The organism is Faecalimicrobium sp. JNUCC 81, from assembly GCF_053667625.1.
On the sequence record NZ_CM132203.1, the window covers coordinates 1,170,028 to 1,194,298 of the forward strand.

Below are 24,271 nucleotides of genomic sequence, written 5' to 3' on the forward strand. Positions count from 1 at the left end.
CAATAAAAAATAACTAGATTAATATTATATTAATCTAGTTATTTTTTATTAAATATTAATTTTATTTTTTGGTATTTAGATTATTATTAAAAAATCTATAAATTATTGATGCTAATAATGCAATATTTAAGACAAAACAACCTAAACCAAGCAATCTTAAATCTCCACTAGTGGTAAACGCCCAAATAGTAGTAAATATTGAGAATATCAGGACTGGAACAAATGCTACAAAATATCTTTTTTTAGAAAATAAAATACATATGATACTTAAAATACATATAAGAGCAATTGGCAATAATAACAACCCAGTTTCACTTATAACAACTGGGTAATCAGAACTATCAAATAAATAGAATGAAGATGGTATTACCATTCCCATTAAATATATAAAAACTCCAATATTTCCTAATATATCATAGAGAATACTCCCTTTTTTCATTTTAGTCACATCCTTGTAAAGTATTAAAATATAACTAAATTATAACATTAAATTTCATATTACAAAAATATTTTAAATAACATAAAGATTCCCCATAAAATATAGATTTTAATAAGTTATATTTTATAGGGATTCTTTACTAGAGAATTTTTATTTGAAATATCTTTTGTACTTGAAAAATACATCTATATTATGTTCTTTAACTATATTTTTTAAATTACCAAAATTATAGGTAGCTAGCGCGTATTCTCTCATCTTATTAAAAACTAGTTTTTCATCATTATCTTTGAAAATTAAAAAGTCTCTTGCTATATCCCATGCCTTAGACTCTCTAGCAATTAGATTTTGCTTTAATTTTAAAACACAAAGTTCAAGATCGTAAGGTATATTACCTTTATGAAAATCAGTATTATTAATATCTATATCATATTCAATAATTTTATCCACAATATCAGATAATATTTCTGAGTACTCTTCTTTAGACTTAGTAATATCAGGGTCTAATATATGGCCAACTTCATGAGATAGTACAAACTTGGCTATAGATTGAATGTTAGTGGAGTTAATAGGGATAATATTTTTATCTACATTTATAAAAGTAAAGAAGTTATAACAAAAAGATAAAAATCCAAGTTTGGATGCTAAAACAAGTTTAAAGTTAGGCAGTGTGCAAATCGGTATATTTCTAGTTTTAGAGTAATAAAGATATACTTTTTTACTTATATTAAGATTTGATAAAGACTTTTTAAGTAATTTTTTTTCTCCTAATTCATGGTAGTAAAGTGCTATTTTTCTATAATTATCTACATCAAAAGAAGACATGATAACACCGCCTTGCGTTATAGTATTGTATATTATAATATTAAATAAAGTTAAATTTGTAGCTAATCCAATTTAAAATAGTACAGGTATAAATTTAAGTTTGAAAAATCAAAAAATTTCGATAAAATATTGATATGAAAATTTAGATAACACGCTAGTCAAAAGGGTATATACCTATGATATAATAGTTAATCTATAGAAGGGAGTTGCCTATGGAAAGTGTAAAAGAGTATTTAGATAAATTAGAGATAAATAACAATATATTAGCAAAGCAACTAAAAGAGGTTTATATAAAGAAAGTAGTGTATTTTAAAGAAGATAAAATAGTTTATTTTCATTTAACTTCAAAAGATGTAGTATCAAACGAACTATTAGAATCGTTTAGAGAAGAGCTAAAGGAAAAGTTAAATTATTTTAAAGATATAAAATTAAAAATAAGATATACAGGACTTGATAGAAAATCAAACAAAGATATAATCAAAAGATACTGGGTAAATATTATGTATATACTAAAAAGTTTGTGCCCATCATTAGCAGGATGGCAAAAGCAAGTTGAATACTTATGTATAGACGATTTATTAAAAATAAAATTACCTAAAGGTTTATTTTATGATAGATTAATGAAGCAAAATATAATTCATGTAATTAAAACGGTATTAATTGAAGAAATAGGTATGGAAATCAATATAGAAATTGAAAGAGCTGTCGATGAAGAAGTAAATATTGAAAAAATAATTAAAAAAACAGATAGAATAACTGAAGAAAAAATTAGAGAATTAGAAATAAGTAGCCAAACTAAATCTGAAGAAGATGAAGAAGTAGGATACGTTATAAAACCAGAAGTTGATGAAAGTTTAATATATGGTGAAAATGTACATGCCATGGTAGAACATATTAAAGACTTAAATAATACCTCAGGGACAGTAAGTGTAATTGGTGAAGTTTTTGATGTTGAAACTAAAGAACTTAGAAATGGAAAGATTTTATTAATAGCTTCAGTTACAGATTATACTAGTTCAATAAGTTGTAAACTTTTCTTAAATGATACTAATAAAGATAGTGTACTGGAATACGTTAAAAAAGATTCATATTTAAAAATTAAAGGTGACGTAATTTATGATACTTACCAAAGAGAACTTACTATGACGATAAGTGGTATAAGACAAGAAAGTAAGCCTGAAAGAAAAGATTTAGTTGAAGGTGATAAAAGGGTAGAGCTTCATGCACATACTCAAATGTCTTCTATGGATGCACTTTGTCCTACTAAAAAATTAGTAGAAAGGGCAATTAAATGGGGGCATAAGGCAATAGCGATAACAGATCATGGAGTAGTTCAAGCCTTTCCAGAAGCCATGAATGCAGCTAAAGGTCATGATATAAAAATACTTTATGGAGTTGAAGGATACTTAGTAGAAGATGATGCGCAAATTATAGAAGATGCAAATGATAAGCCTCTAACACAAAGCTTTGTGGTATTTGATATAGAGACTACTGGTTTTTCTAACACTAACGATAAGATAACTGAAATTGGTGCAGTTAAAATAGAAAACTTTAAAGTAGTGGATAAATTCAGTGAACTTATAAATCCTCAAAAAGATATATCTTATAAAATACAAGAATTAACAGGTATAACTAATGATATGGTTAAAGATAAGCCGACAATAGAAGAAGTATTACCTAGATTTTTAGAATTTATAGGAGACAGCGTATTAGTTGCCCATAATGCTGAGTTTGATATGGGCTTTATATCAGAAAAATGTAGACAACAAAACATAGAGTTTAATAATAAAAGTGTGGATACATTAACACTTGCTAGAATATTACTTCCAGATTTAAAAAGGCATAGATTAAACGTAGTTGCAAAAGCATTAGGTGTGCCTCTTTTAAATCACCATAGAGCAGTAGATGATGCACAGGCAACAGCACTTATATATATAAAGTTTTTAGAAATGCTTGATAAAAAAGGTGCAAGTACTTTAAGTGAAGTTAATGATGTACTTGGAAAGATTGATTATCAAAAACTAGGAACAAATCATATAACATTAATTGCTCAAAATTATACAGGACTTAAAAATCTATATAAAATAGTTTCAGATGCACATGTTAATCATTTTTATAGAGCTCCAAGAATACTAAGAAGTGTACTACAAGAACATAAAGAAGGAATAATTATAGGTTCTGCTTGTGAGGCAGGGGCTGTATTTAGAGCAGTTAAGAAAAATGTTCCTGATGAAGAAATGAAAAAAATAATCGAAATGTATGATTACATCGAAGTTATGCCAACAGACAATAACCGCTTTATGATAGATAAAGGTGAAGTAAGTGATGAAGAGGAATTAAGAGATTTAAATAGAAAGCTAATAGAAGCTGCATATAAATTTGGAAAAATTCCAGTTGCAACAGGTGATGTTCATTTTTTAGATAAGCATGAAGCAGTTCATAGAAAGGTATTAAAATACTCTCAAGGGTTTAAGGTTGAAGATGAAGAAACTTATCTTCACTTTAGAACAACTGATGAAATGTTAGAAGAATTTAAATACTTAGGTGAGGAATTGGCTTATGAAGTTGTAGTAACAAATACCAATAAAATTGCAGATATGGTAGAGGTTATAAAGCCGATACCAGATGATACTTATCCACCAGTAATAGAAGGTTCAGATACTGAACTTAGAGAAATGTGCTATGAAAAAGCTAAAAGAATATATGGGGATCCAATACCAGAAGTAGTAATAAATAGATTAGATAGAGAGTTAAACTCTATAATAGGTAATGGGTACGCCGTGATGTATATAATATCTCAAAAACTAGTTACAAAGTCACTAAGTGATGGATACCTAGTTGGTTCAAGAGGGTCAGTTGGATCATCATTTGCAGCTACAATGAGTGACATAACAGAGGTTAATCCTCTTCCAGCTCATTATATTTGTGATGACCCACAATGTAAGTACTCATATTTCTTTGAAATAGGAGAGTATGGTTCAGGAGTAGATTTACCTGATAAAGATTGTCCTAAATGTGGAAAACCACTTAGAAAAGATGGTCATGATATACCGTTTGAAGTTTTCCTAGGATTTGAAGGAGATAAGGAGCCGGATATAGACTTAAACTTCTCAGGAGACTATCAACCAATAATCCATAAATATACAGAAGACTTATTCGGTGAAGGTTACGTTTATAGAGCAGGTACAATAGGTACAGTGGCAGAAAAAACAGCATTTGGATATGCAAGAAAATATGTAGAAGAAAATAATATTCATGTACCAACAGCAGAAGTACTAAGGCTTTCTAATGGATGTACAGGAGTTAAAAGAACATCAGGACAACATCCAGGTGGAGTTATGGTTATACCTCACTATAAAGATGTATACGACTTTACACCAATACAGTATCCTGCAAATGATACTTCTTGTGGAGTTATAACAACTCACTTTGATTATCACTCAATAAGTGGTAGAATATTAAAACTTGATATACTGGGACACGATGCTCCGACCATGATAAGGATGCTAGAAGATATTACTGGAATAACTGCAACGGATATTCCTCTAGATGACCCAGAGACAATGTCATTATTTACTTCAACAGATGCACTAGGTGTAACACCTGAAGAGATAAACTGTCCAATAGGTTCACTTGCAGTACCAGAGTTTGGTACGAAGTTCGTTAGACAAATGCTTCTTGATACTAAGCCATCAACATTTGCAGCACTTGTTCGTATATCTGGACTTTCTCATGGTACCGATGTTTGGTTAAACAATGCACAAGATTTAGTAGTAGATGAAGTAGTTGGAATAGATGATGTTATATCAACTCGTGACGATATAATGAACTACCTTATATTTAAAGGATTAAAGCCTAAAAATGCCTTTACAATAATGGAAAACGTAAGAAAAGGTAGAGGATTAAAACCAGAGCATATAGAAGAAATGAAAGAAAATGATGTACCAGAGTGGTATATTGGTTCGTGTCAAAAGATAAAATACATGTTCCCAAAAGCCCATGCCGTGGCTTATGTTATGATGTCATTTAGACTAGCATATTGTAAGGTTCATTATCCAGAAGCATTTTATGCAACTTACTTTACAACAAAAGCAGAAGACTTTGATGCGGATTTAATAGTAAAAGGAATTCTTGCTATAAAAGCAAAAATAAATGAAATAGAAAGTCTTGGAAATGATGCAACAGCTAAAGAGAAAAACATGCTAACAGTACTTGAAGTAGCACTTGAAATGTATGCAAGAGATATAAAAATACTTCCAGTTGATATATATAAATCAGATGCAACGAAATTCCAAGTAGCAGGAGAAAAATTACTTCTTCCTCCAATGATAGCTCTACAAGGGGTAGGAGAAAATGCTGCTATTAATATTCAAAAAGAGAGAGAAAATGGAGAGTTTATCTCAAAAGAGGAATTAAGAAAGAGGACTAAAATTTCAAAAACTGTAATAGAAACACTTACAGTTCATGGTTCACTTGAGAATATGAGTGATGAAAACCAATTATCATTATTTTAAAATATAGATAGTTTTATATAAATATTTTAATTATTTAAAAGATATTGATTTAAAAATCAATATCTTTTTTACATATAGAAAACAAAAAGAGGAAGATAAAAAATGAAAAAAGATATTTAATTACAGTTTTTTATAAAAATAAAATATATTGCTAAAAAATAAGATTAATCTAAGAATATCTATAAATTAAGTAAATTATAAACCGATAAACTTTATATAGAGAAAACTACAAATAGTTTATTAGGAGCAGAATAAAAGATGATTAACAATATAAACAAAAATCCATATAATATGAATCCTTATACAAATATACCTACGAAAATTAATGGTGAAATTAAGCAAGCACAAAATAACTTTCAAGAGATAGACAAAAATCTTTTGAAACAAATTAAAGAACAAATTCAAAATGCAGAATTAATAGCTATAAAAATGATTAAGGGAGAAAGATTAACTACAAATGAAAAAAAATTTATATCTGAAAAATATCCTGATATAAAAGAAACAGCGGAACAATCGATAAAAGAAAGTAAAAGTATAAATAAACAATTAAAAAACTTTAAAACAGATGAAGAAAGACAACAATTCTTATCTAAGATAATTAGTAATATAAAAGCTATGGGTAAAAATGGAGTATTATCAGAAATACAAGTTAAAATTAAATTATCATCTATAGAAGAAGTGGAAAAGTTATTTCAAAAAGATAAATTAGAAATCAAAAAAGCAGAAATAATAGCAGTTAAAATAGTTAAAGGAGAAAAACTAACTGCAAATGAGAAATCTTTTATATCTGAAAAATACCCTGATATAAAAGAAACAGCAGAACAATCAATAAAAGAAAGTAAAAATATAAAAGAACAATTAAAAAGCTTTAAAACAGATGAAGAAAAACAGCAATTTTTATCTAAGATAATTAATGATGTAAAATCTATGGGGAAAAAAGGAGTATTATCAGAAACTCAAGTTAAAATTAAATTAAAATCTATAGAAGAAGTGGAAAAGTTATTTCAAAAAGATAAATTAGAAAACAAAAAAGCAGAAATAATAGCTACAAAACTGGTTAAAGGAGAAAAGCTAACCTCAAGAGAAAGAAATTTTATAACTGAGAAATATCCGGATATAAAACAAATAGCAGAACAATCAGTAAAAGAAAGTAAAGGTTTAAAAGAACAAATACAAAATTTAAAAACAGATGATGAAAAACATCAATTATTATCTAAAGTAATTAATGACTTAGAAGTTATGGGGGAAAAAGGAATACTTTCAGAAATTCAGATTAAATTTAGTATTCTATCTATAGAAAAAATAAAAAAAGAAATTAATAAAGAGAAAGAATTGAATTTTACTCTAAACCCATATATATATACGATTTTAGAATATTCACTAGGAAATTTAGCAGGAATAATTATATTTATAATAGTAATAGTAGGATTTTTATATTTAATTTAATGATAATTTTTAAAATATCAAAATTGAAAACAAAGCAGTACAAATACTCAAAGAAAGTACAAACTTGATTATATTAAGTTTGTACTTTTTTTATACTAAATCTATAGATCTATGTGACAAATTTGTAAGGAAATTGAGATATAAATCGATTCTACGTAATTATAAAAAACTATATACTAAATTACTGTAAAGAAGAAAAAGGAGGTACACAAATATGTCGAAAATACTACAAGTTAAAAACTTAAAAAAGTCATATGGAACTAAAAAAAATACACAAATAGTGTTAAATGGTATAGACCTTGAAATAAACAAAGGAGAGTTTGTAGGGGTAATGGGACCCTCAGGAGCTGGTAAAAGTACTCTTTTAAATATTGTTTCTACTATAGATACAGCATCGAGTGGAGAAATAAATATAGAAGATAAAAATATAACTAATTTAAACAATAAACAAATATCTAAGTTTAGAAGAGAAAGTTTAGGATTTATATTCCAAGATTTTAACTTATTAGATACTTTGTCTGTAAATGACAATATTGCACTACCATTAGCTCTTGCTCGTGTTGATGCAAAGGTGATAAATAAAACTGTAAAGTCAATAGCTACTACACTAGGAATTGAATCATTGCTTGATAAATACCCTTATGAAATATCAGGTGGACAAAAACAAAGAACTGCTTGTGCTAGAGCTATAATTACAAAACCTTCGCTAATATTAGCTGATGAACCTACAGGAGCTCTTGACTCTAAATCATCTGCAGATCTTTTAAACGCTATGACTAGCTTAAATCAAGAACAAGATGCAACAATAATGATGGTTACTCATGATGCATTTGCTGCTAGTTATTGCAAAAGAGTTTTATTTATAAAAGATGGATTAATATTTAAAGAAATAATAAGATGTGGATCTAGAAAAGAATTCTTTAAAGAGATCTTAGATGTCTTATCTTTGATAGGTGGTGGTGATAGTGGTCTTATTTAATATAGCCAAAAAGAATATAGAGAAAAACTTAAAAGGATATTTCTTGTATTTTTTCTCTATAGTATTTACTGTATGTATATACTATACATTCAAAAATTTGCAGTATAACCCAAGTATAGATAGTGCATTAGCGGGAAGTAGTAAGGCGTCTACTGCATTTAATTCTGCTTCAGTTGTAATTGCTTTATTCTCAGTACTATTTATATGGTATTCAAATAGTTTCTTTGTAAAGAAAAGGAAAAAGGAAATAGGTTTATATGCTCTTTTAGGAATAGAAAATAGAGAAATCGGACTTCTTTTATTCTTTGAAACATTAATAATAGGAACAGCATCACTAATAATTGGAATAGTGTTTGGAATTATATTTTCAAAACTTATGTTAGGAATACTTTTAAAAATTATAGGATTAAATTTAAGTATACCTTTTTCAGTATCATTTAAAGGGATATTTGATACATTTGTACTTTTTATATTTGTATTTTTAGTTATTGCTTATCAAAGTAATAGAATAATTTATAAATTTAAACTTATAGAGTTATTTAAAGCTTCAAGCATATCGGAAAAAGCTAAAAAAGGATCAAAGTTATTAGCTATCATATCAATAGTTCTTATAGGATTTGGATATGTAAACTATATTTCAGTTTTAAATGGAATGGATATAGTAGTGGCAGCTATGGTTACTTTACTTACAGTTGTATTAGGTACATTTTTATTCTTTAGTTCGTTTATGTATTTTGTAATTAGAAAGAAAAAAAATAAAGAATCAAACTATTACAAAGGATTAAATATGATATCTACATCTCAATTACTTTATAGAATCAAAAGTAATGCGAAGATGTTATCTATAATTTCAATATTAAGTGCAACTACTTTAACTGCTATAGGTGTATCTATGTCAACGTATTTTATGAGTTCTGAAAATGTAGATAGTGTTGCTCCGTTTTCTTATACTTTAAAAATTGATAATAAAGATTATATAAAAGAATTTGAAAACATTTTAAGTAAGTCTAGTGAACATAAATTAGTTGATAAAGCTAAATTCACTTATATAACATTACCAGAGATAAAAAATGATTCAAATTCTGATTATACAGAAGAGTATGAAATAATATCTTTATCTAATTTAAATCGATTACTAAAAATAAAAGACGTTAAAGAAGTTGGCAATATAAAAGATAATGAATTTATTAACGTATATTCTAATGGGTATGGTTCTTATACTAAGCCTGTTATTAATATAGATAATGGGTATAGACTTGAATTGAATGTTAAATCTAGATTAGATGAAAAGTTATATAATACAGAGATACCTCAAAACACTATAGTTGTATCTGATAGTACTTTTGAAAATTTAAAATCAAATAATAAAGTAAATAACTATTATTTATACAATTTATCTAATGCAAAAGATGGTGAAGATTTTAATAATAAGGTTTTAAAGTTAACTGAAAAATATGCAGTTGGAGATTATGAAAAATCTACGAATAGTTTAGTAAATTCTTATTACTCAACGTTTAAAGATACATTTACAACTTCTGGAATAATGGTATTTATAGGAGTATTTGTAGGGTTGGTGTTTTTAGTTTGTACTGGTAGTGTTATATTTTTCAAATTACTATCTGAGGCTCAAGATGAAGCACCTAGATATAGTGTATTAGACAAAATAGGTGTAGACAATAGTGATGTAAAGTCATCTGTTTATAATCAAGTTGGATTTAATTTCTTTGTACCGTTATTAATAGGAAGTATTCATAGTATTGTAGCAAACTATGTTGTTTGTAAAATGTTTGGACAAAACTTAATCTTTGTAATGGCGTGTACACTTATACCATATTCAATAATTTATGTAGTATATTACTTACTTACATCTAAGTTTTATTTTGATATAGTTACTAAAAAAATTAAGGAGAATTTAATATGAAAAAAATAATATCTATTGCAATAGCAATTTTAATAATACTAGGGGGAGCATTTTTCGCTGTAAGAACATTGCTATTTCCTGTTAAATATAAATCTGATATAAAGAGTATTTCTAGTGAATACAAGATAGACCCATATGTATTAGCTACACTTGCACACTTCGAATCAAGATTTGATGATAAAAAATATGAGAAAAATTCAAACAACGGGATTTTAAGATTTAGTGATAAATCTTCAACTGAATTAGCAAAAGAATTAAATATGAGCGGATTTACACCTAAGGATTTAGTTAATGAAAAAACTAGTTTAAAATTAGGGGCATATTATATATCTAAATTTAGTAATGAAGGTTTAAGTAAAGTAGTTCAAGAGTGGAATGTTAAAAATGGCGAAGAAGCTAATTTTGATAGAAGGGAATACGCTCAAAAGTACTATCTTCCTAAAATAGAAAAGAATATAAAAATATTTAAATTCTTATATCCAGATTTAAAAAATTAAATTTAAGTATTTATTTAATAAAAGGGTCTATCTTAAATAGAATATAAAATTTTATTTAAGATAGACCCTTTTATTAAATATGTACTGTAAACAAATATAAAAAAATAATTTTTATCTAGTTAGTTTTTTTATTACATCTTCTAGATGAGGATACATATTTAAAAGTTCTTTTCTTTCAAATAGCTCAAAATCATCAAAAGTAAATGCAGGAGCAACCATACATCCAACTAAAGCAAACCCATCATTGTTCATAGAAGAACCGAATATGTATCCTTTAGGAACTAAAACTTGAGGAACTTCTCCTTTTTCTATATCTAATCCTAATTGCTTAGTTATAAGATCACCATCTGGAGTTATCATATATATAGTCAGAGCCTGACCATCATGGTAATACCACATCTCATCAGAAGTCAATCTGTGGAAGTTAGATACCTCTCCAGTTTCAAGTAAGAAATATATGCTACTAAAAAGTTTCTTATCTTCTCTAAAGAAATCCTTAGATACTACTGATTCTTTGAAGTATCCTCCTTCAACGTGTGGTGTCATATCTAATTTTTCTATATAATATTGTGCTGATTTCATGTTGTACCTCCTAAGTATAATAAATATATTATATCAAAATCTAACTACTTTAGTAATAATATAAATTATTGACTTAATTACTTAGATTAATTTTAGTATAATTTAAACAATATTTTGATAAAAATAGAAATTAACTTATTTCAATCCAAGAATAAGGGTATATTAATATAACATAAATTACGCGCTAAAATATTAAATATACAAGGAGAAAAAATGACTAATAAAAAAGAAGTTATAAAAATAGGATGGAACTTAGATAATAGTTATACTACTTTACCAAAATTATTTTTTAGCAAAATTAATTTAAATAAAGTTAGCTCACCAGAATTAGTTATTATAAACTATTCTTTAGCGAAATCTCTAGGATTAAATAGTGAGGCTCTTAAAAGTTATGATGGTGTGTCAATACTTGCAGGTAATAAGAGTATAGAAGAAGGAGCTTTTATTGCACAAGCTTATGCTGGACATCAATTTGGGCACTTTACAATGTTAGGAGATGGAAGAGCATTATTAATAGGTGAGCAAATAACACCTTCAGGTGAAAGATACGATATACAACTTAAAGGATCTGGAAGAACTCCATATTCTCGTGGAGGAGATGGAAGAGCAGTACTTGGACCTATGATTCGCGAATATATAATAAGTGAAGCTATGTATGGTCTTGGTATTCCAACTACACGTAGCTTAGCAGTAGTTAAAACAGGAGAGCGTGTAATTCGTGAAAGTATAAAAGAAGGAGCAATATTAACTCGTGTAGCTTCTAGTCATATTAGATTTGGAACATTTGAATATGTTGCTAGGTTTGGTAGTAATGAGGAACTTAAAGAACTGGCTGATTACACATTAAAAAGACATTATCCACATGTATTAGATAATGAAAATAAATATATTAACTTACTTAATGAAGTAGTAAAAGTTCATGCTAGTCTTGTTTCTAAATGGCAAACTGTTGGATTTATACATGGTGTAATGAATACTGATAATATGACTATTAGTGGAGAAACAATTGACTATGGTCCTTGTGCTTTTATGGATACTTATAATCCAAATACTGTATTTAGCTCTATTGATGTTAATGGACGTTATGCATATAAGAATCAACCTATTATGGCTGAGTGGAATTTATGTAGATTTGCTGAAATATTATTACCTCTATTACATGAAAAACAAGAAAATGCTATAAAAATAGCTCAAGATGCTATCTCAAATTTCTCTGAATTATACTATTTAAATTGGTTATCTAACATGAGGTCAAAGCTTGGAATATTTAATGGAGAAGTACAAGATAAAGCAATTATTGAAGATTTACTTAGTATGATGGAAAAATACAATGAAGATTTTACTAATACTTTCATTGCATTAACTTTTAATAAGAATAATGATAAAGGTATGTTTAATACTGAAGAATTTTCTAATTGGAATAATGTTTGGCAAGAAAGGCTTAAAAGACAACCGCAGTCAAAGGAGTTAGTACACCAATTAATGAAGGAGTCTAATCCAGCAGTAATTCCAAGAAATCATAGCGTAGAAGAAGCAATAGAAGCTGCTGATAAAGGAGATTTTAATATTATGATAAATCTTCTTAATGCTATCTCAAGGCCATATGAACATTCAAAAGACCAAGAGAAATATTCTGAATTACCTAAAACTTCAAGTTGTGCTTATAGAACTTTTTGTGGGACATAAAAAATTTAATGTTTAATGATGTATATATAATAAACATAATTAAGCTATTATTAAAAAACACCCTAACCATTAAACTTAATGAAAAACACATTTATATAATTATAAATGTGTTTTTTTAGTGTTAATAATTAATAGAAATTCTAGATAATTTTAATATAAATTTAAACTATATAAATTATAATTTTATTATTATATTTAATCAAATTAAAAAATAATGGAAAATAGGACTATATATGTCCTATTTTAGTATTATTATTAAATAATAAGTTAAAAATAGTACTAAATTTTTATACAAATAAATGAGGTGATATTATGAATAGCTTTATAGAACAAGCTAAATTAATAAAAGAAGATATTATAGATTATAGAAGGTCAATTCATAAAAATCCGGAAGTTGGAACTAACCTACCTAAAACAAAGTCTTATGTAATTAATAAGTTAATGTCATTTGGATATGAGCCAAAGGAAATTTGTGAAAGTGGTATAGTTGCTACAATTGAAGGTAATAAGCCTGGAAAAACATTTTTATTAAGAGCAGATATGGATGCTTTGCCTATGAGAGAAGATACAAAATGTGATTTCAAATCAACGAATGGATGTATGCATTCATGTGGACATGATATGCATACTGCAATGCTTTTAGGTGCAGCTAGATTACTTAAACAAAATCAAGACAAAATAGAAGGTATTGTTAAGTTAGTATTTCAACCGGATGAAGAAGGATTCACCGGAGCTAAAAGTATGATAAATGCAGGTGTGCTTAAAAATCCAAAGGTTGATGCAGCTATGGCAATGCATGTACACTCTGGAACACCTTTAAATACGATACTATATGGATTAGGAATTAGTATAGCTGGATGTAATAGATTTAGAATAGTTGTAAAAGGAAATGGATGCCATGGAGCAATGCCAGAAACAGGAGTAGATCCAATAAATATAGCAGCTCATATTTATTTATCTTTACAAGAAATAATAAGTAGAGAAATATCAGCAACTAAACCTGCCGTAGTAACTATAGGAAAATTTGTTGGAGGAGAAGCTCCAAATATAATACCAGAAGAAGTAGTTATGGAAGGAACCATTAGAAGTTTAGAGAAAGAAATAGGCGAATTTATATTCAATAGAATGAATGAGATAGTAAATTCTACAGCTAAAATGTTTAGAGGAAAAGCTCAATTAATAGAGTTATCATCAGTACCATCGCTAATTAATGATAGAAATTTAGCAAACGAAGTTGCATCTTATATAAAAGATTTAGTTGGTGAAAAGTCAGTTATTTCATTCGAAGGTGGAGGCATGGGATCAGAAGATTTTGCCTCTTATTCATATGAGGTGCCGAGTGTTTATTTTATGTTAGGTGCAGGTACAAAGCAAGAAAATCCTTTATATGGGTTACCGATGCATAACGAACAAGTAGTATTCAATGAGGATATAATGGTTACAGGAGCAGCTATGCATGCGTATAGTGCCATTATGTGGTTAAAAAATAATAAATAAAATATTAGTTTATTAGTAATTTGGAAGGATGCGGCGATGAGATTATTAGATATATTATTCTACTTATTAAAAAATAATTCTAAGACTACAATTAAAGAACTATCTGAAATGTTTAAAGTATCAACGAAAACTATACAAAGGGACTTAGATAAATTATCATTACTTGGAATTCCTATAATAACATATAGAGGTGTTAATGGAGGAGTAGATTTAGATAGAAATTATATAATAGCTAAGTATATTCTAACAGACAGTGACTATGAATCTTTAATATTAGCACTATATATATCTGAAAATATAAGTGAAAATATAAAAAAATCTTTTCTTATTGATAAATTTACTCTTGTTGATTCTGATAGATGTTCTAGAATTTTAAATAATCTCAAAGAGAAGCTTATAATAGATTTATATGAAAATAAATTTAGTACTGAAAATAAAATATGCGATGAAATTAATAAATCTTTAGATAATAAATCTTTTCTAGAGTTAGAAATAGAGGAACGTAAAGTTGAAGTATTTCCAATTTCTTATGTCTTAAAAAAAGAAGGACTATGCTTGTATTGCTGTGATGAAGAATATAAGTTAATTTTAATTGATAAAATTTCTAAGGCTGTAGAGTGTAAGAAACGTTATCATGGCACTATAATTAGTTATATAGATAATAAAAAAATAGCTAAATTTATTTAAGTATATATTTAATATGGATACAATAAAGGTTTTGTTCTTAAGATTAATTAAAAGGCTATAATTTTATAATTATAGCCTTTTTTATTTTTATAATTTATTTATTCTAAATTTCCGCTTTTATTAACTTCATTTTTAATTAAACTAGGTTTTAAATACATTGTTCCTAATCCTAAAAGGATTCCAATTATTGCAGGTACTACCCAACCTAACCCTTGAGAATATAAAGGTAATTTACTGAATAAATCTGAAATGTAACTTACTTTTATTCCTACCTGACCTAAAGTATCAACAACACTTACTATACCAGTAAATAGTATTGTAAACTTGTAAACTAAAGTATTTTCTTTTATAAACTTATCAAACATTGATAGTACTATAAGCATTATTGAGATTGGGTATATTGCATTTAATAGAGGTACTGATACAGCTAGTATTTTTGTTAATCCTAGATTAGCAAGAGTCATACTAGAGATAGATAATATTCTAACCCAAGACTTATAAGATACTTTATCAGTAAGTGTAGCAAAGTATTGACTACAAGAACTTATAAGGCCAACACTAGTTGTTAAGCAAGCTAATGTAAATGTAACGGCTAATAATAATGCTCCTGGTTTACCAAAAATATATGTTGTAACATTTGTTAAAGTTTGTGCTCCATTTTCAGTAGCTCCAAATTTAAAACCACTAGTAGCTCCTAGGTGAGCAAGTAATGAATATATTATTACTAGTAAAGTACCTGCTATAAGTCCTGCTTTTATAGTTGCTGAAACGACAGCTTTTTCATCCTTTACTCCATTAGATTTTATTGCTAATGCTATAACTATACCAAAATTTAAAGCCGCTATAGTATCCATAGTTAAATACCCATCTAAAAATCCTTTGACTAATGGATTAGTTACATAATCTTTGCTAGCTTCTCCGTAGCTGCCTAGTGGTCTAAATAAAGACCCTAGAAAAATAACAAGTATTAATAGTAATAAAGTTGGAGTTAATACTTTACCCATACGATTTACCAATTTTGTTGGAGATAGTGAAAGCCAATATGCTACTAAAAAGAATACAAGTGTAAATAAGAATAATGCTAAAGATTTTGGTACACTTTCTGGTAAATATGGTGATACCACCATTTCAAAAGGTAGACTTCCAGCCCTTGGGATACCTAAACCCGGTCCTATTGATAAATATATTAAAATAGTAAATATTATTGCAAAACTATTATTAACTTTCTTAGCTAAGTTAGTTAATCCACCTGACTTAGCAACAGCAATTACACCTAATATCGGAAATCCAACTGCTGTTATAAAAAATGATGCCATTGCTATCCATGTATTATCTCCTGCTGATTGCCCAAGAAATGGTGGAAATATTAAGTTTCCTGCTCCAAAGAATAAAGAAAAAAGCATTAAGCCTGTAAGTAATAAATCTTTTTTTGATAAATCGTTCATTTTTATATCCTCCTGTTTTAATTATATTTTTCAGTACTTCATTATTTCACCTTCAATGTCCATTAAAATTCCCCCTTTCAAAAACAAAAAAACCGCCCCTTGTAAAATACAAGGGACGGATTATCCGCGTTACCACCCTAGTTCCAAAAATTAAGGTTATAAAAAATAAACCTATTTTTGGCTCTCAGTTACGTATCTATCAATACGCTTACCTTTTAACGGTGGAAGATACCGGCAATACTTACTGAAAATACGTTCAGCATTGCTTCTCAGAGATGATTTTTCAGTATAATTTGAACATTGGTTTTCAGCAAACACCAACTCTCTGTGGAACAAAAGAATACTTACTTTTTCTCTTCATAGAATTTGTTTTTAAAAAATTTATTAATCTAATAATATAGACTATTTTTACTTATGTCAACATAAAAAATTAAATTTTTTATATTTTTATATTTTTTCAAATAATCAATTAATTTCTAAAGTACATAAAAAATATATTAATTAAGTAAATAAAATTACAATTTTTTGCGATCATATTAAGAAAATAATATAAATATATATAATACCTTAAATATTTACAAAAATTACCATTCATGTTAATATAAAATGTAAAATTAAATATAAAATAAAATTAAATTAGCAAACCCGAAGTGATTCGGCGACGCAAAGCTATAGGGACTTTTTTTAAGTCAGCCAGTTGCATAAATTTTGTATCTTATTTGTATTTTAGAAGAAGAGTATTAACTGGTTTATGTTGATGCTCTTTTATTTTTGTATTATGTAAGTGGGTTTTAATAACTATAATATTTTAATGTGTGAGGAGTGATTAAATAATAAAATAACTAAGCCTTAAATAGTTAATTATGTTAGTAGTGCTGATAAATTAACAGATAAAGCAAAATAATAAAGGGGAAAAAATGAAAAATGAATTTTAAATTAAGAGAAAAAAGTAAAGAAAAAAACAAAAGTATAAAAACTCAACTTGCTTTAACAATTGTGTGTTTTGCAGTTATTTGCTGTATATGTTTAGGAGCTATTACAAGTTTTTTAAATTATAAGACTTCTAACAGCATTTTATCTAAAACAGCAGTAGAGACTACTAAACAAGCTGCTGAAACTGTTTCTCAAAAAATTACAAATCTTAAAAATGCAGCAATTCAAACAGGTATTATAAAAGAACTCTCAGATCCTAAGGTGAACTTAGAAGAAAAACAAAGTATTATAACTAGACAGGAAAAGCTATATGGATTATCATTAGGTCAAATTTTAGATGCAAATGGTAAGGATCTTTTTAGTGGAAAAGATTATTCTGGAAGAGATTATTTTAAAATATCTATGGAAGGAAAAGCTTATATGAGTAGTCCTGTTGTAAGTCAAGTGACAGGAAATCTTACACTTGTAGTTTCAGCACCTATTTGGGAAAATGGAGTACAAGGTAGTAAAATAGTAGGGGTTGTAACTTTTGACCCAGACAAAGACTTCTTAAATGAAATTGTTAATAACATAAAAATAAGTAAAAATAGTTATGCTTATCTTCTTAACCATGAAGGAACAACAATTGCTCATAGAGATACTAGTCTTATCGGTGAAGAAAATACTATAAAAGAATCAGCAACAAATAAGGATTTATTACCTTTTGCAGAAGCTGATAAAAAGCTTATTTCAGGAAAAACAGGATACACTGATGTAGATTTAAGAGGAGATGATTGGATTTTAGGATATGCTCCAGTAAAAGATAGTGATAATTGGGGTGTAGGTGTAATGATAAATAAAAATGATTTCCTTGGCCAAATGTATACTTCAATAATGATTACAGTTATATTATCTATAATATTTACAATTATAGCATTTATTGTAGCAATAAAGTTCTCTAATAAAATAGGAAATCCATTAAAGGAATGTAGTGAAAGATTGAAAAAATTGGCTGAAGGTGATTTAAATTCAGAGATACCAGTTATAGATGAGGATAATGAAATAGGTCTAGTAGCAGATGCTACAGGTAAAATAGTTACTGATTTTAGAGAAATGATAAATACACTAACAAATATACTATCTGAAATTAGTAATGGTAACTTAGATGTTGATATAGATGAGGATAGATTAGGTGATTTATTTGTAAATGATTTTGAGCCTATGTTAATAGCTTTAGATAAAATTGTAGATAGTTTAAATAGTACTTTAACACAAATAAATGTTTCTGGTGAACAAGTTGCAATTGGTGCAAATCAAGTAGCAGAAGGTGCACAGGTACTTTCTCAAGGTGCTACAGAACAGTCAAGTTCAATCCAAGAACTTTCAGCAACTATAAATGAAGTATCAGAACAAATAAAGCAAACTGCACAAAATGCAGAAATAGCAAAAGAAATATCTGTAAAATCAAGCATTGCTACTGATAAAGGTAAAAAGCAAATGCAAGAGATGATTGCAGCAATGGATGAAATTAGCAATACATCGAATGAAATTGGAAATATAATAAAAAATATTGATTCAATAGCATTCCAAACAAATATATTAGCTCTTAATGCAGCTGTAGAAGCAGCACGTGCTGGAGAAGCTGGTAAAGGATTCGCTGTTGTTGCCGATGAAGTTAGAAACCTTGCAGCAAAATCTGCACAAAGCGCAAAAGATACAGCGGAGCTAATTGAAAGATCGATTATAGCAATAAAAAATGGAACTGTAATAGTTTCAGAAACTGCAAAATCTCTTGAAGAAGTTGTTAATGGAGCAAAAGAGTCAGCAGAAGTTATACAAGAAATTGCAGATGCAAGTAATGAACAAGCAGAACATATAAACCAAGTAAATATTGGTGTAGAACAAATATCTGTTGTTGTGCAGACAAACTCAGCAACTTCTGAAGAAAGTGCTGCTGCAAGTGAAGAATTATCAAGTCAGGCTCAAATGTTAGAAGAACTTCTTCATAAATTTAATCTAAAAGAAGAAAAGAATAAATACTTTGATAGCAAAATGTTATTTGATAGTGAAGAATTCTAAATTAATTGTGAGTAGTATAACTATTCATAATTAAAATTAATAAAGACCGTATTGACTAAGTAGTCAATATGGTCTTTATATTTGTAACATTAAATACTATTAAAATCCATAAAATGAGTTTATTATTTTTATTTAAGTAATGAGACACCTTTATTATAATATTCATCCATCATATCTTTTGGGACCATACTTCCTCCAGTTGCCCATGCAATATGAGTTATGTTGTTTAATTTGTCTTCAAGGTTGTTATCTCTTAAATATTTTTTACCTTCTTCAGATGTAAGTATATTTACAATACCTGGAACACCAGCAAGTGCTGAAGGTTCTAAGAATATTTTTTCACTATCAGCCATTTTAGTTAATAGCCTGTACATATTTTCATCTGTAATTGAGTAGCATCCACTCATTAATTTTTCTAAAGTTTTACCAACAAATCCAGAAGCTCTACCTACTGCTAATCCATCTGCTGCAGTTATATTATCTATTCCGAATTCTTGAACAGATACATTATCATGTTCTCCAGTCATACAACCTATCATCATACATGGAGAATGTGTTGGTTCTGCAAAGAAGAAATGTACATTATCTTTGTATAAAAGCTTAAGCCCAAAAGCAACTCCACCAGGACCTCCACCAACTCCGCATGGTAAATATACAAATAGTGGATTATTGCTATCTACTTTTACACCCATATCTTTTAGCTGTTTATCTAATCTTTTAGCTGCTACTGAATATCCTAAGAATAAATTTTTGGAATTTTCATCATCTACAAAGTAGCTACTAGCATCTGCTTCAGCTTGCTTTCTACCTTCTTCAACAGCTTTACTGTAATCAGATTCGTATTCTATAACCTCTACACCTCTGCTTCTTAAAAGATCCTTTTTCCATTGTCTTGCATCTGCTGACATATGAACAGTAACTTTGAAACCAAGTTTGGCACTCATTATACCTATACTTAACCCTAAATTTCCAGTTGATCCTACTACTACAGAGTAATTAGAGAAAAATGCTCTAACTTCATCGCTATCTAGCTTTTCATAGTTATCTTCTAATGTAATTATGTTGTTTCCTAAAGCTAAATCTTCTGCGCGTTTTAAAACTTCATATATACCACCTCTAGCTTTTATAGATCCTGAAACTTTAAGGTGACTATCACATTTTAATAAGAGATTTCCTGCAAGTTCCTCTTTGCATATTTCTTCTAATTTAGCTTTCATATTATCTATTTTAGCTATTGGAGACTCTATTATTCCATTTTCTGGTATCGTTTCTGGGAATACTTTTGCTATATATGGAGCAAATCTATCTAATCTTTTCTCTGCATCTAATACGTCATCATCAGATAGAGAAACATTTTTAATTCCTTCTTCAAAGTTGCTATGTTGTGGATTTATCCATAATGTTTCCTTTAAATTTATTATTTCTTGTAATAATGGATATTCTTCTATCCAAGTTGAGATTTCTTTGTTTAATACTTTTGAATTAGCCATAATTAACCATCCTTATCTTAATATTATATAGATTTAAATACCATTAGTTAAATAATATTTAATTTTAACTTAATAAATTAAGTATGTTTTAATAAATACTAGCATGTTTTTTTATTATAGTCAATGATATTTAATTATTTTGGATTTAAGTAAATAGAATTTAATCAAATTGCACAAAATAGCCTATACTGATATAATTATCTAATAATAATTTAAAATACGTAAAAATGAGGTAGTTTGTAAATGAATGAAGTAGATATATCAAAAAATATTTCAGAATACAGAAAAGGAAAAGAATTAACTATTAAAGAATTAGCTAATTTAATCGGTGTTACACCATCACTACTTAGCCAAATAGAAAAGGGAAGTGCTAATCCATCTATTAATACACTAAAACAAATTGCTAATGCTTTGGATATACCAATGTTTAATTTTTTCATAAATGATGTTGCAACTGAAAGTTTAGTAGTTAGAAAAGATAGTCGTAAGAAAATAATGTTTGCTGAAGATGACAGTTTTTCATATGAATTGTTAACACCCAACTCAAAAGGAGATATTGAGTTTATGCTTATGAAAATACCTCCTAAAAAATCTTCTTCAAAAGAGCTTTTTAGCCATAAAGGTGAAGAAGTTGCTTATGTAATGAAAGGATCAGTCAATATTTATTTAATGAATGAGGTAGTTGAATTAAATTGTGGAGATAGTATAAAAATACCTCCACACTCAAATCACAAATGGGAAAATATAACTGATTTTGATTGTGAAGTTATATTTGCAGTAACTCCGCCATCTTTCTAGATTCATTGGCGGTGCTTCAACTCTTGCAAATATAAAGTTATTTGAAATACACAAAACCGTATAGATAATTCTATACGGTTTTTGGATTATTTACATACAATAGACTTTTGTTCTTTAATATAATGATTTATTTTGTTATCAACAATTTTAAGATAAGAATTAAAGTTTTTTATCTCGTTTTCTATATAATTCTTATGATTTAAAAGTATATCTTCACGTTTACAAATAGTATCAGGACCTTTTATACATAAATCCACATACTCCTTAATCTCAGATAGAGGCATATGAGTATTTCTTAAACAGCATATAAGATCAAGCCATTCAAAATCTTTATCACTAAAAACTCTATTACCTTGTTCATTACGTTTGATAAAAGGAAGTAAACCTTCTTTTTCATAATAGCGAAGAGTATGAGTGGATAAACCATATTTTTTAGCTACTTCTTTGATAGTATAGGTCATAATTTTACCTCCTAAAATAAATGATATTATATTATAACCCTTAGAGTGTACTCTAAGTAAAGTAAAAATTAGAAAAACTATTTTAAAATTTTCTATTGACTTAGAGTTTACTCTAAGATTTATACTAATCAATATATTAACAAAAATAATTTATAGTATAAATATTGGAGGTATTAATATGTCATTAAATATTTTAAATAAAATTAACGGCCCCAAAGATTTAAAAGTACTTAATAGTGATGAATTAAAAGCATTATCTAGTCAAATAAGAGAAAGTATAATAACAAAAGTAAGTAAAGTAGGTGGGCACTTTGGACCAAACTTAGGTATGGTTGAAGCTACTATAGCACTACACTATGTATTTAACTCACCAACAGATAAGATAGTATATGATGTTTCTCATCAATCATATCCACATAAAATTTTAACAGGAAGAAAGGATGCATTTATAAATCCTAAAGAGTATAAAAGCGTTACAGGATATACTTCACCTAATGAATGTGAGCATGATTTCTTTACAATAGGACATACATCAACATCAATTAGTTTAGCATGTGGCTTAGCAAAAGCGCGTGATGTAAAGGGTGGTTGTGAAAATATTATAGCTGTTATAGGAGATGGTTCTTTAAGTGGTGGGCAAGCTTATGAAGGGTTAAATAATGCAGCTGCATCAGGAAAAAATATAATAATACTAGTAAATGATAATGATATGTCTATAGCTGAAAATTATGGAGGTCTTTATAAAAATTTAGCCTTACTTCGTGAAACTGATGGAAAAGCAGAAAATAATTTCTTTAAATCTTTAGGATTTAATTATCATTATGTTAAAAATGGAAATGATATTGAGTCATTAATTGAAACATTTAAAAAGGTTAAAGATACTAATCACCCAGTAGTAGTTCACATAAAAACACTTAAAGGTAAAGGCTATAAAGATTCAGAAGAAAATAAAGAAGCATTCCATTGGGTAATGCCATTTGACTTAGAAACTAAAGAGCCATTATTTAAAAGTACTGGAAAAGATTATGCTACTATTGCAGGTGAGTTTTTATCTCAAAAAGCAAAAAAAGATGGTAGTATTGTAGCGATAACAGCTGCAACTCCTGGTCCAGTTGGACTAGGATCATTTAGACATGAATTTAAAAATCAATTTATAGATGTTGGGATAGCTGAGGAACATGCAATAGCGCTTGCATCAGGTATAGCTTCGCAAGGTGGTAAACCTGTGGCATCTTTTGTTAGTTCGTTTATTCAAAGAACTTATGATCAATTATCTCAAGACCTTGCTATAAACAATAACCCTGCACTTATTATGGTTTACTGGGGAGGGATAACAGATAGCGATGTGACACATCTTGGACTATTTGATATACCTTTAATATCTAATATTCCGAATATAGTATACCTTGCACCAACTAATAAAGAAGAATATCTTGCTATGATGGAGTGGGGGATAGAACAAGATAAACATCCAGTTGCAATACGTGTTCCAAATATGGATGTAGTATCAACTGGTGTTGAAGTTAAATCTGATTTTTATAATTTAAATACTTATGAAAAAGTGAAAGATGGAAGTGAAGTAGCAATAATGGGACTTGGAAGTTTTTATAATCTTGGAGAAAAAGTACAAGAAAAATTAAAAGAAATTACAGGAATAAATGCTACATTAATAAATCCGAGGTTCATAAGTGGAATAGATAAAGATTTATTAATTGACTTATTAGATAATCATAAGTTAGTAATAACATTAGAAGATGGTATACTTGACGGTGGTTTCGGTGAAAAGATTTCAAGATTCTATTCAGATAAAGATATAAAAGTATTAAATTTTGGCGCTTCAAAAGAATTTACTGATAGTGTATCATTAGAAGAATTATATGAACGTTATCATTTAACGGAGGAGTTAATAATAGCAGATATAAAAAATGCTCTTAAATAAATTTATATTTTTTATTTGTATATAATAAATTGAGAAAATGTAATATATTTAGGTTACAAAAAAGTGCCTAATTGAGA

General features: G+C 27.9%; 17 protein-coding genes, 1 riboswitch and 1 other annotated feature. Of the genes, 11 read left to right on the top strand and 6 right to left on the bottom strand.

The window, feature by feature from the left end; translation table 11 throughout:
• Nucleotides 1-61: 61 nt before the first annotated feature.
• Both JNUCC81_RS05900 and JNUCC81_RS05905 read right to left on the bottom strand, forming a co-directional pair.
• Complete coding sequence (locus tag JNUCC81_RS05900; protein WP_454095740.1) at nucleotides 62-439, bottom strand: hypothetical protein; 378 nt, start codon at nucleotides 437-439, stop codon at nucleotides 62-64.
• Nucleotides 440-589: 150 nt separating this feature from the next.
• The gene (locus JNUCC81_RS05905; RefSeq protein ID WP_454095741.1) at nucleotides 590-1,261 is read right to left on the bottom strand and encodes a hypothetical protein; all 672 of its coding nucleotides are present in this window, start codon (nucleotides 1,259-1,261) and stop codon (nucleotides 590-592) included.
• A gap of 212 nt (nucleotides 1,262-1,473) precedes the next feature.
• Between JNUCC81_RS05905 and JNUCC81_RS05910 the strand changes: the two genes are divergently transcribed.
• The 5 genes from JNUCC81_RS05910 to JNUCC81_RS05930 all read left to right on the top strand — a co-directional run bounded on the left by JNUCC81_RS05910 (nucleotide 1,474) and on the right by JNUCC81_RS05930 (nucleotide 10,618).
• The gene (locus tag JNUCC81_RS05910) at nucleotides 1,474-5,775 is read left to right on the top strand and encodes a PolC-type DNA polymerase III (RefSeq protein WP_454095742.1); all 4,302 of its coding nucleotides are present in this window, start codon (nucleotides 1,474-1,476) and stop codon (nucleotides 5,773-5,775) included.
• Between the two features lie 258 nt (nucleotides 5,776-6,033).
• Nucleotides 6,034-7,221: a hypothetical protein gene (locus JNUCC81_RS05915; RefSeq protein ID WP_454095743.1), complete on the top strand. Its 1,188-nt coding sequence runs from the start codon at nucleotides 6,034-6,036 to the stop codon at nucleotides 7,219-7,221.
• Between the two features lie 214 nt (nucleotides 7,222-7,435).
• Nucleotides 7,436-8,200, top strand: coding sequence for an ABC transporter ATP-binding protein (locus tag JNUCC81_RS05920; RefSeq protein WP_454095744.1), 765 nt, complete (start codon nucleotides 7,436-7,438; stop codon nucleotides 8,198-8,200).
• Nucleotides 8,187-10,121 (top strand): ABC transporter permease, encoded by a 1,935-nt coding sequence (locus tag JNUCC81_RS05925; protein ID WP_454095745.1) that lies wholly within the window; start codon nucleotides 8,187-8,189, stop codon nucleotides 10,119-10,121. Before JNUCC81_RS05920 ends, JNUCC81_RS05925 begins: the two co-directional genes overlap by 14 nt.
• The gene (locus JNUCC81_RS05930; protein WP_454095746.1) at nucleotides 10,118-10,618 is read left to right on the top strand and encodes a transglycosylase SLT domain-containing protein; all 501 of its coding nucleotides are present in this window, start codon (nucleotides 10,118-10,120) and stop codon (nucleotides 10,616-10,618) included. Before JNUCC81_RS05925 ends, JNUCC81_RS05930 begins: the two co-directional genes overlap by 4 nt.
• Before the next feature lie 111 nt (nucleotides 10,619-10,729).
• Here JNUCC81_RS05930 and JNUCC81_RS05935 read toward each other — a convergent pair whose 3' ends face one another.
• Complete coding sequence (locus JNUCC81_RS05935) at nucleotides 10,730-11,200, bottom strand: cupin domain-containing protein (protein WP_454095747.1); 471 nt, start codon at nucleotides 11,198-11,200, stop codon at nucleotides 10,730-10,732.
• A 213-nt stretch (nucleotides 11,201-11,413) separates the two neighbouring features.
• On the opposite strand from JNUCC81_RS05935, the gene JNUCC81_RS05940 reads away from it, so the two are divergent.
• From JNUCC81_RS05940 to JNUCC81_RS05950, 3 genes are all read left to right on the top strand, one after another.
• Nucleotides 11,414-12,886 carry a protein adenylyltransferase SelO gene (locus JNUCC81_RS05940; protein WP_454095748.1) on the top strand — a complete coding sequence of 491 codons (1,473 nt, stop codon included), beginning with the start codon at nucleotides 11,414-11,416 and terminating at the stop codon, nucleotides 12,884-12,886.
• A 312-nt stretch (nucleotides 12,887-13,198) separates the two neighbouring features.
• On the top strand, nucleotides 13,199-14,383 hold the full coding sequence (locus tag JNUCC81_RS05945; protein ID WP_454095749.1) for a M20 metallopeptidase family protein: 1,185 nt from the start codon (nucleotides 13,199-13,201) through the stop codon (nucleotides 14,381-14,383).
• 36 nt (nucleotides 14,384-14,419) lie between these two features.
• The gene (locus JNUCC81_RS05950) at nucleotides 14,420-15,070 is read left to right on the top strand and encodes a helix-turn-helix transcriptional regulator (RefSeq protein ID WP_454095750.1); all 651 of its coding nucleotides are present in this window, start codon (nucleotides 14,420-14,422) and stop codon (nucleotides 15,068-15,070) included.
• A 98-nt stretch (nucleotides 15,071-15,168) separates the two neighbouring features.
• Here JNUCC81_RS05950 and brnQ read toward each other — a convergent pair whose 3' ends face one another.
• Entirely contained in the window at nucleotides 15,169-16,515 is a 1,347-nt protein-coding gene (gene brnQ, locus JNUCC81_RS05955) for a branched-chain amino acid transport system II carrier protein (RefSeq protein ID WP_454095751.1), read from the bottom strand.
• Nucleotides 16,516-16,623: 108 nt separating this feature from the next.
• Nucleotides 16,624-16,885: a binding site (T-box leader), on the bottom strand.
• A gap of 258 nt (nucleotides 16,886-17,143) precedes the next feature.
• Nucleotides 17,144-17,220: riboswitch (cyclic di-GMP riboswitch) on the top strand.
• Between the two features lie 219 nt (nucleotides 17,221-17,439).
• Here brnQ and JNUCC81_RS05960 point away from each other — a divergent pair.
• Entirely contained in the window at nucleotides 17,440-19,506 is a 2,067-nt protein-coding gene (locus JNUCC81_RS05960; protein WP_454095752.1) for a methyl-accepting chemotaxis protein, read from the top strand.
• A gap of 128 nt (nucleotides 19,507-19,634) precedes the next feature.
• Here JNUCC81_RS05960 and JNUCC81_RS05965 read toward each other — a convergent pair whose 3' ends face one another.
• The gene (locus JNUCC81_RS05965) at nucleotides 19,635-20,996 is read right to left on the bottom strand and encodes a D-serine ammonia-lyase (RefSeq protein WP_454095753.1); all 1,362 of its coding nucleotides are present in this window, start codon (nucleotides 20,994-20,996) and stop codon (nucleotides 19,635-19,637) included.
• A gap of 243 nt (nucleotides 20,997-21,239) precedes the next feature.
• Between JNUCC81_RS05965 and JNUCC81_RS05970 the strand changes: the two genes are divergently transcribed.
• Nucleotides 21,240-21,794: a helix-turn-helix domain-containing protein gene (locus JNUCC81_RS05970; RefSeq protein WP_454095754.1), complete on the top strand. Its 555-nt coding sequence runs from the start codon at nucleotides 21,240-21,242 to the stop codon at nucleotides 21,792-21,794.
• Between the two features lie 86 nt (nucleotides 21,795-21,880).
• Here the strand turns inward: JNUCC81_RS05970 and JNUCC81_RS05975 are convergent, their stop codons facing one another.
• The gene (locus JNUCC81_RS05975) at nucleotides 21,881-22,255 is read right to left on the bottom strand and encodes a MerR family transcriptional regulator (RefSeq protein ID WP_454095755.1); all 375 of its coding nucleotides are present in this window, start codon (nucleotides 22,253-22,255) and stop codon (nucleotides 21,881-21,883) included.
• Between the two features lie 178 nt (nucleotides 22,256-22,433).
• Between JNUCC81_RS05975 and JNUCC81_RS05980 the strand changes: the two genes are divergently transcribed.
• The gene (locus JNUCC81_RS05980; protein WP_454095756.1) at nucleotides 22,434-24,194 is read left to right on the top strand and encodes a 1-deoxy-D-xylulose-5-phosphate synthase; all 1,761 of its coding nucleotides are present in this window, start codon (nucleotides 22,434-22,436) and stop codon (nucleotides 24,192-24,194) included.
• Nucleotides 24,195-24,271: the final 77 nt, after the last annotated feature.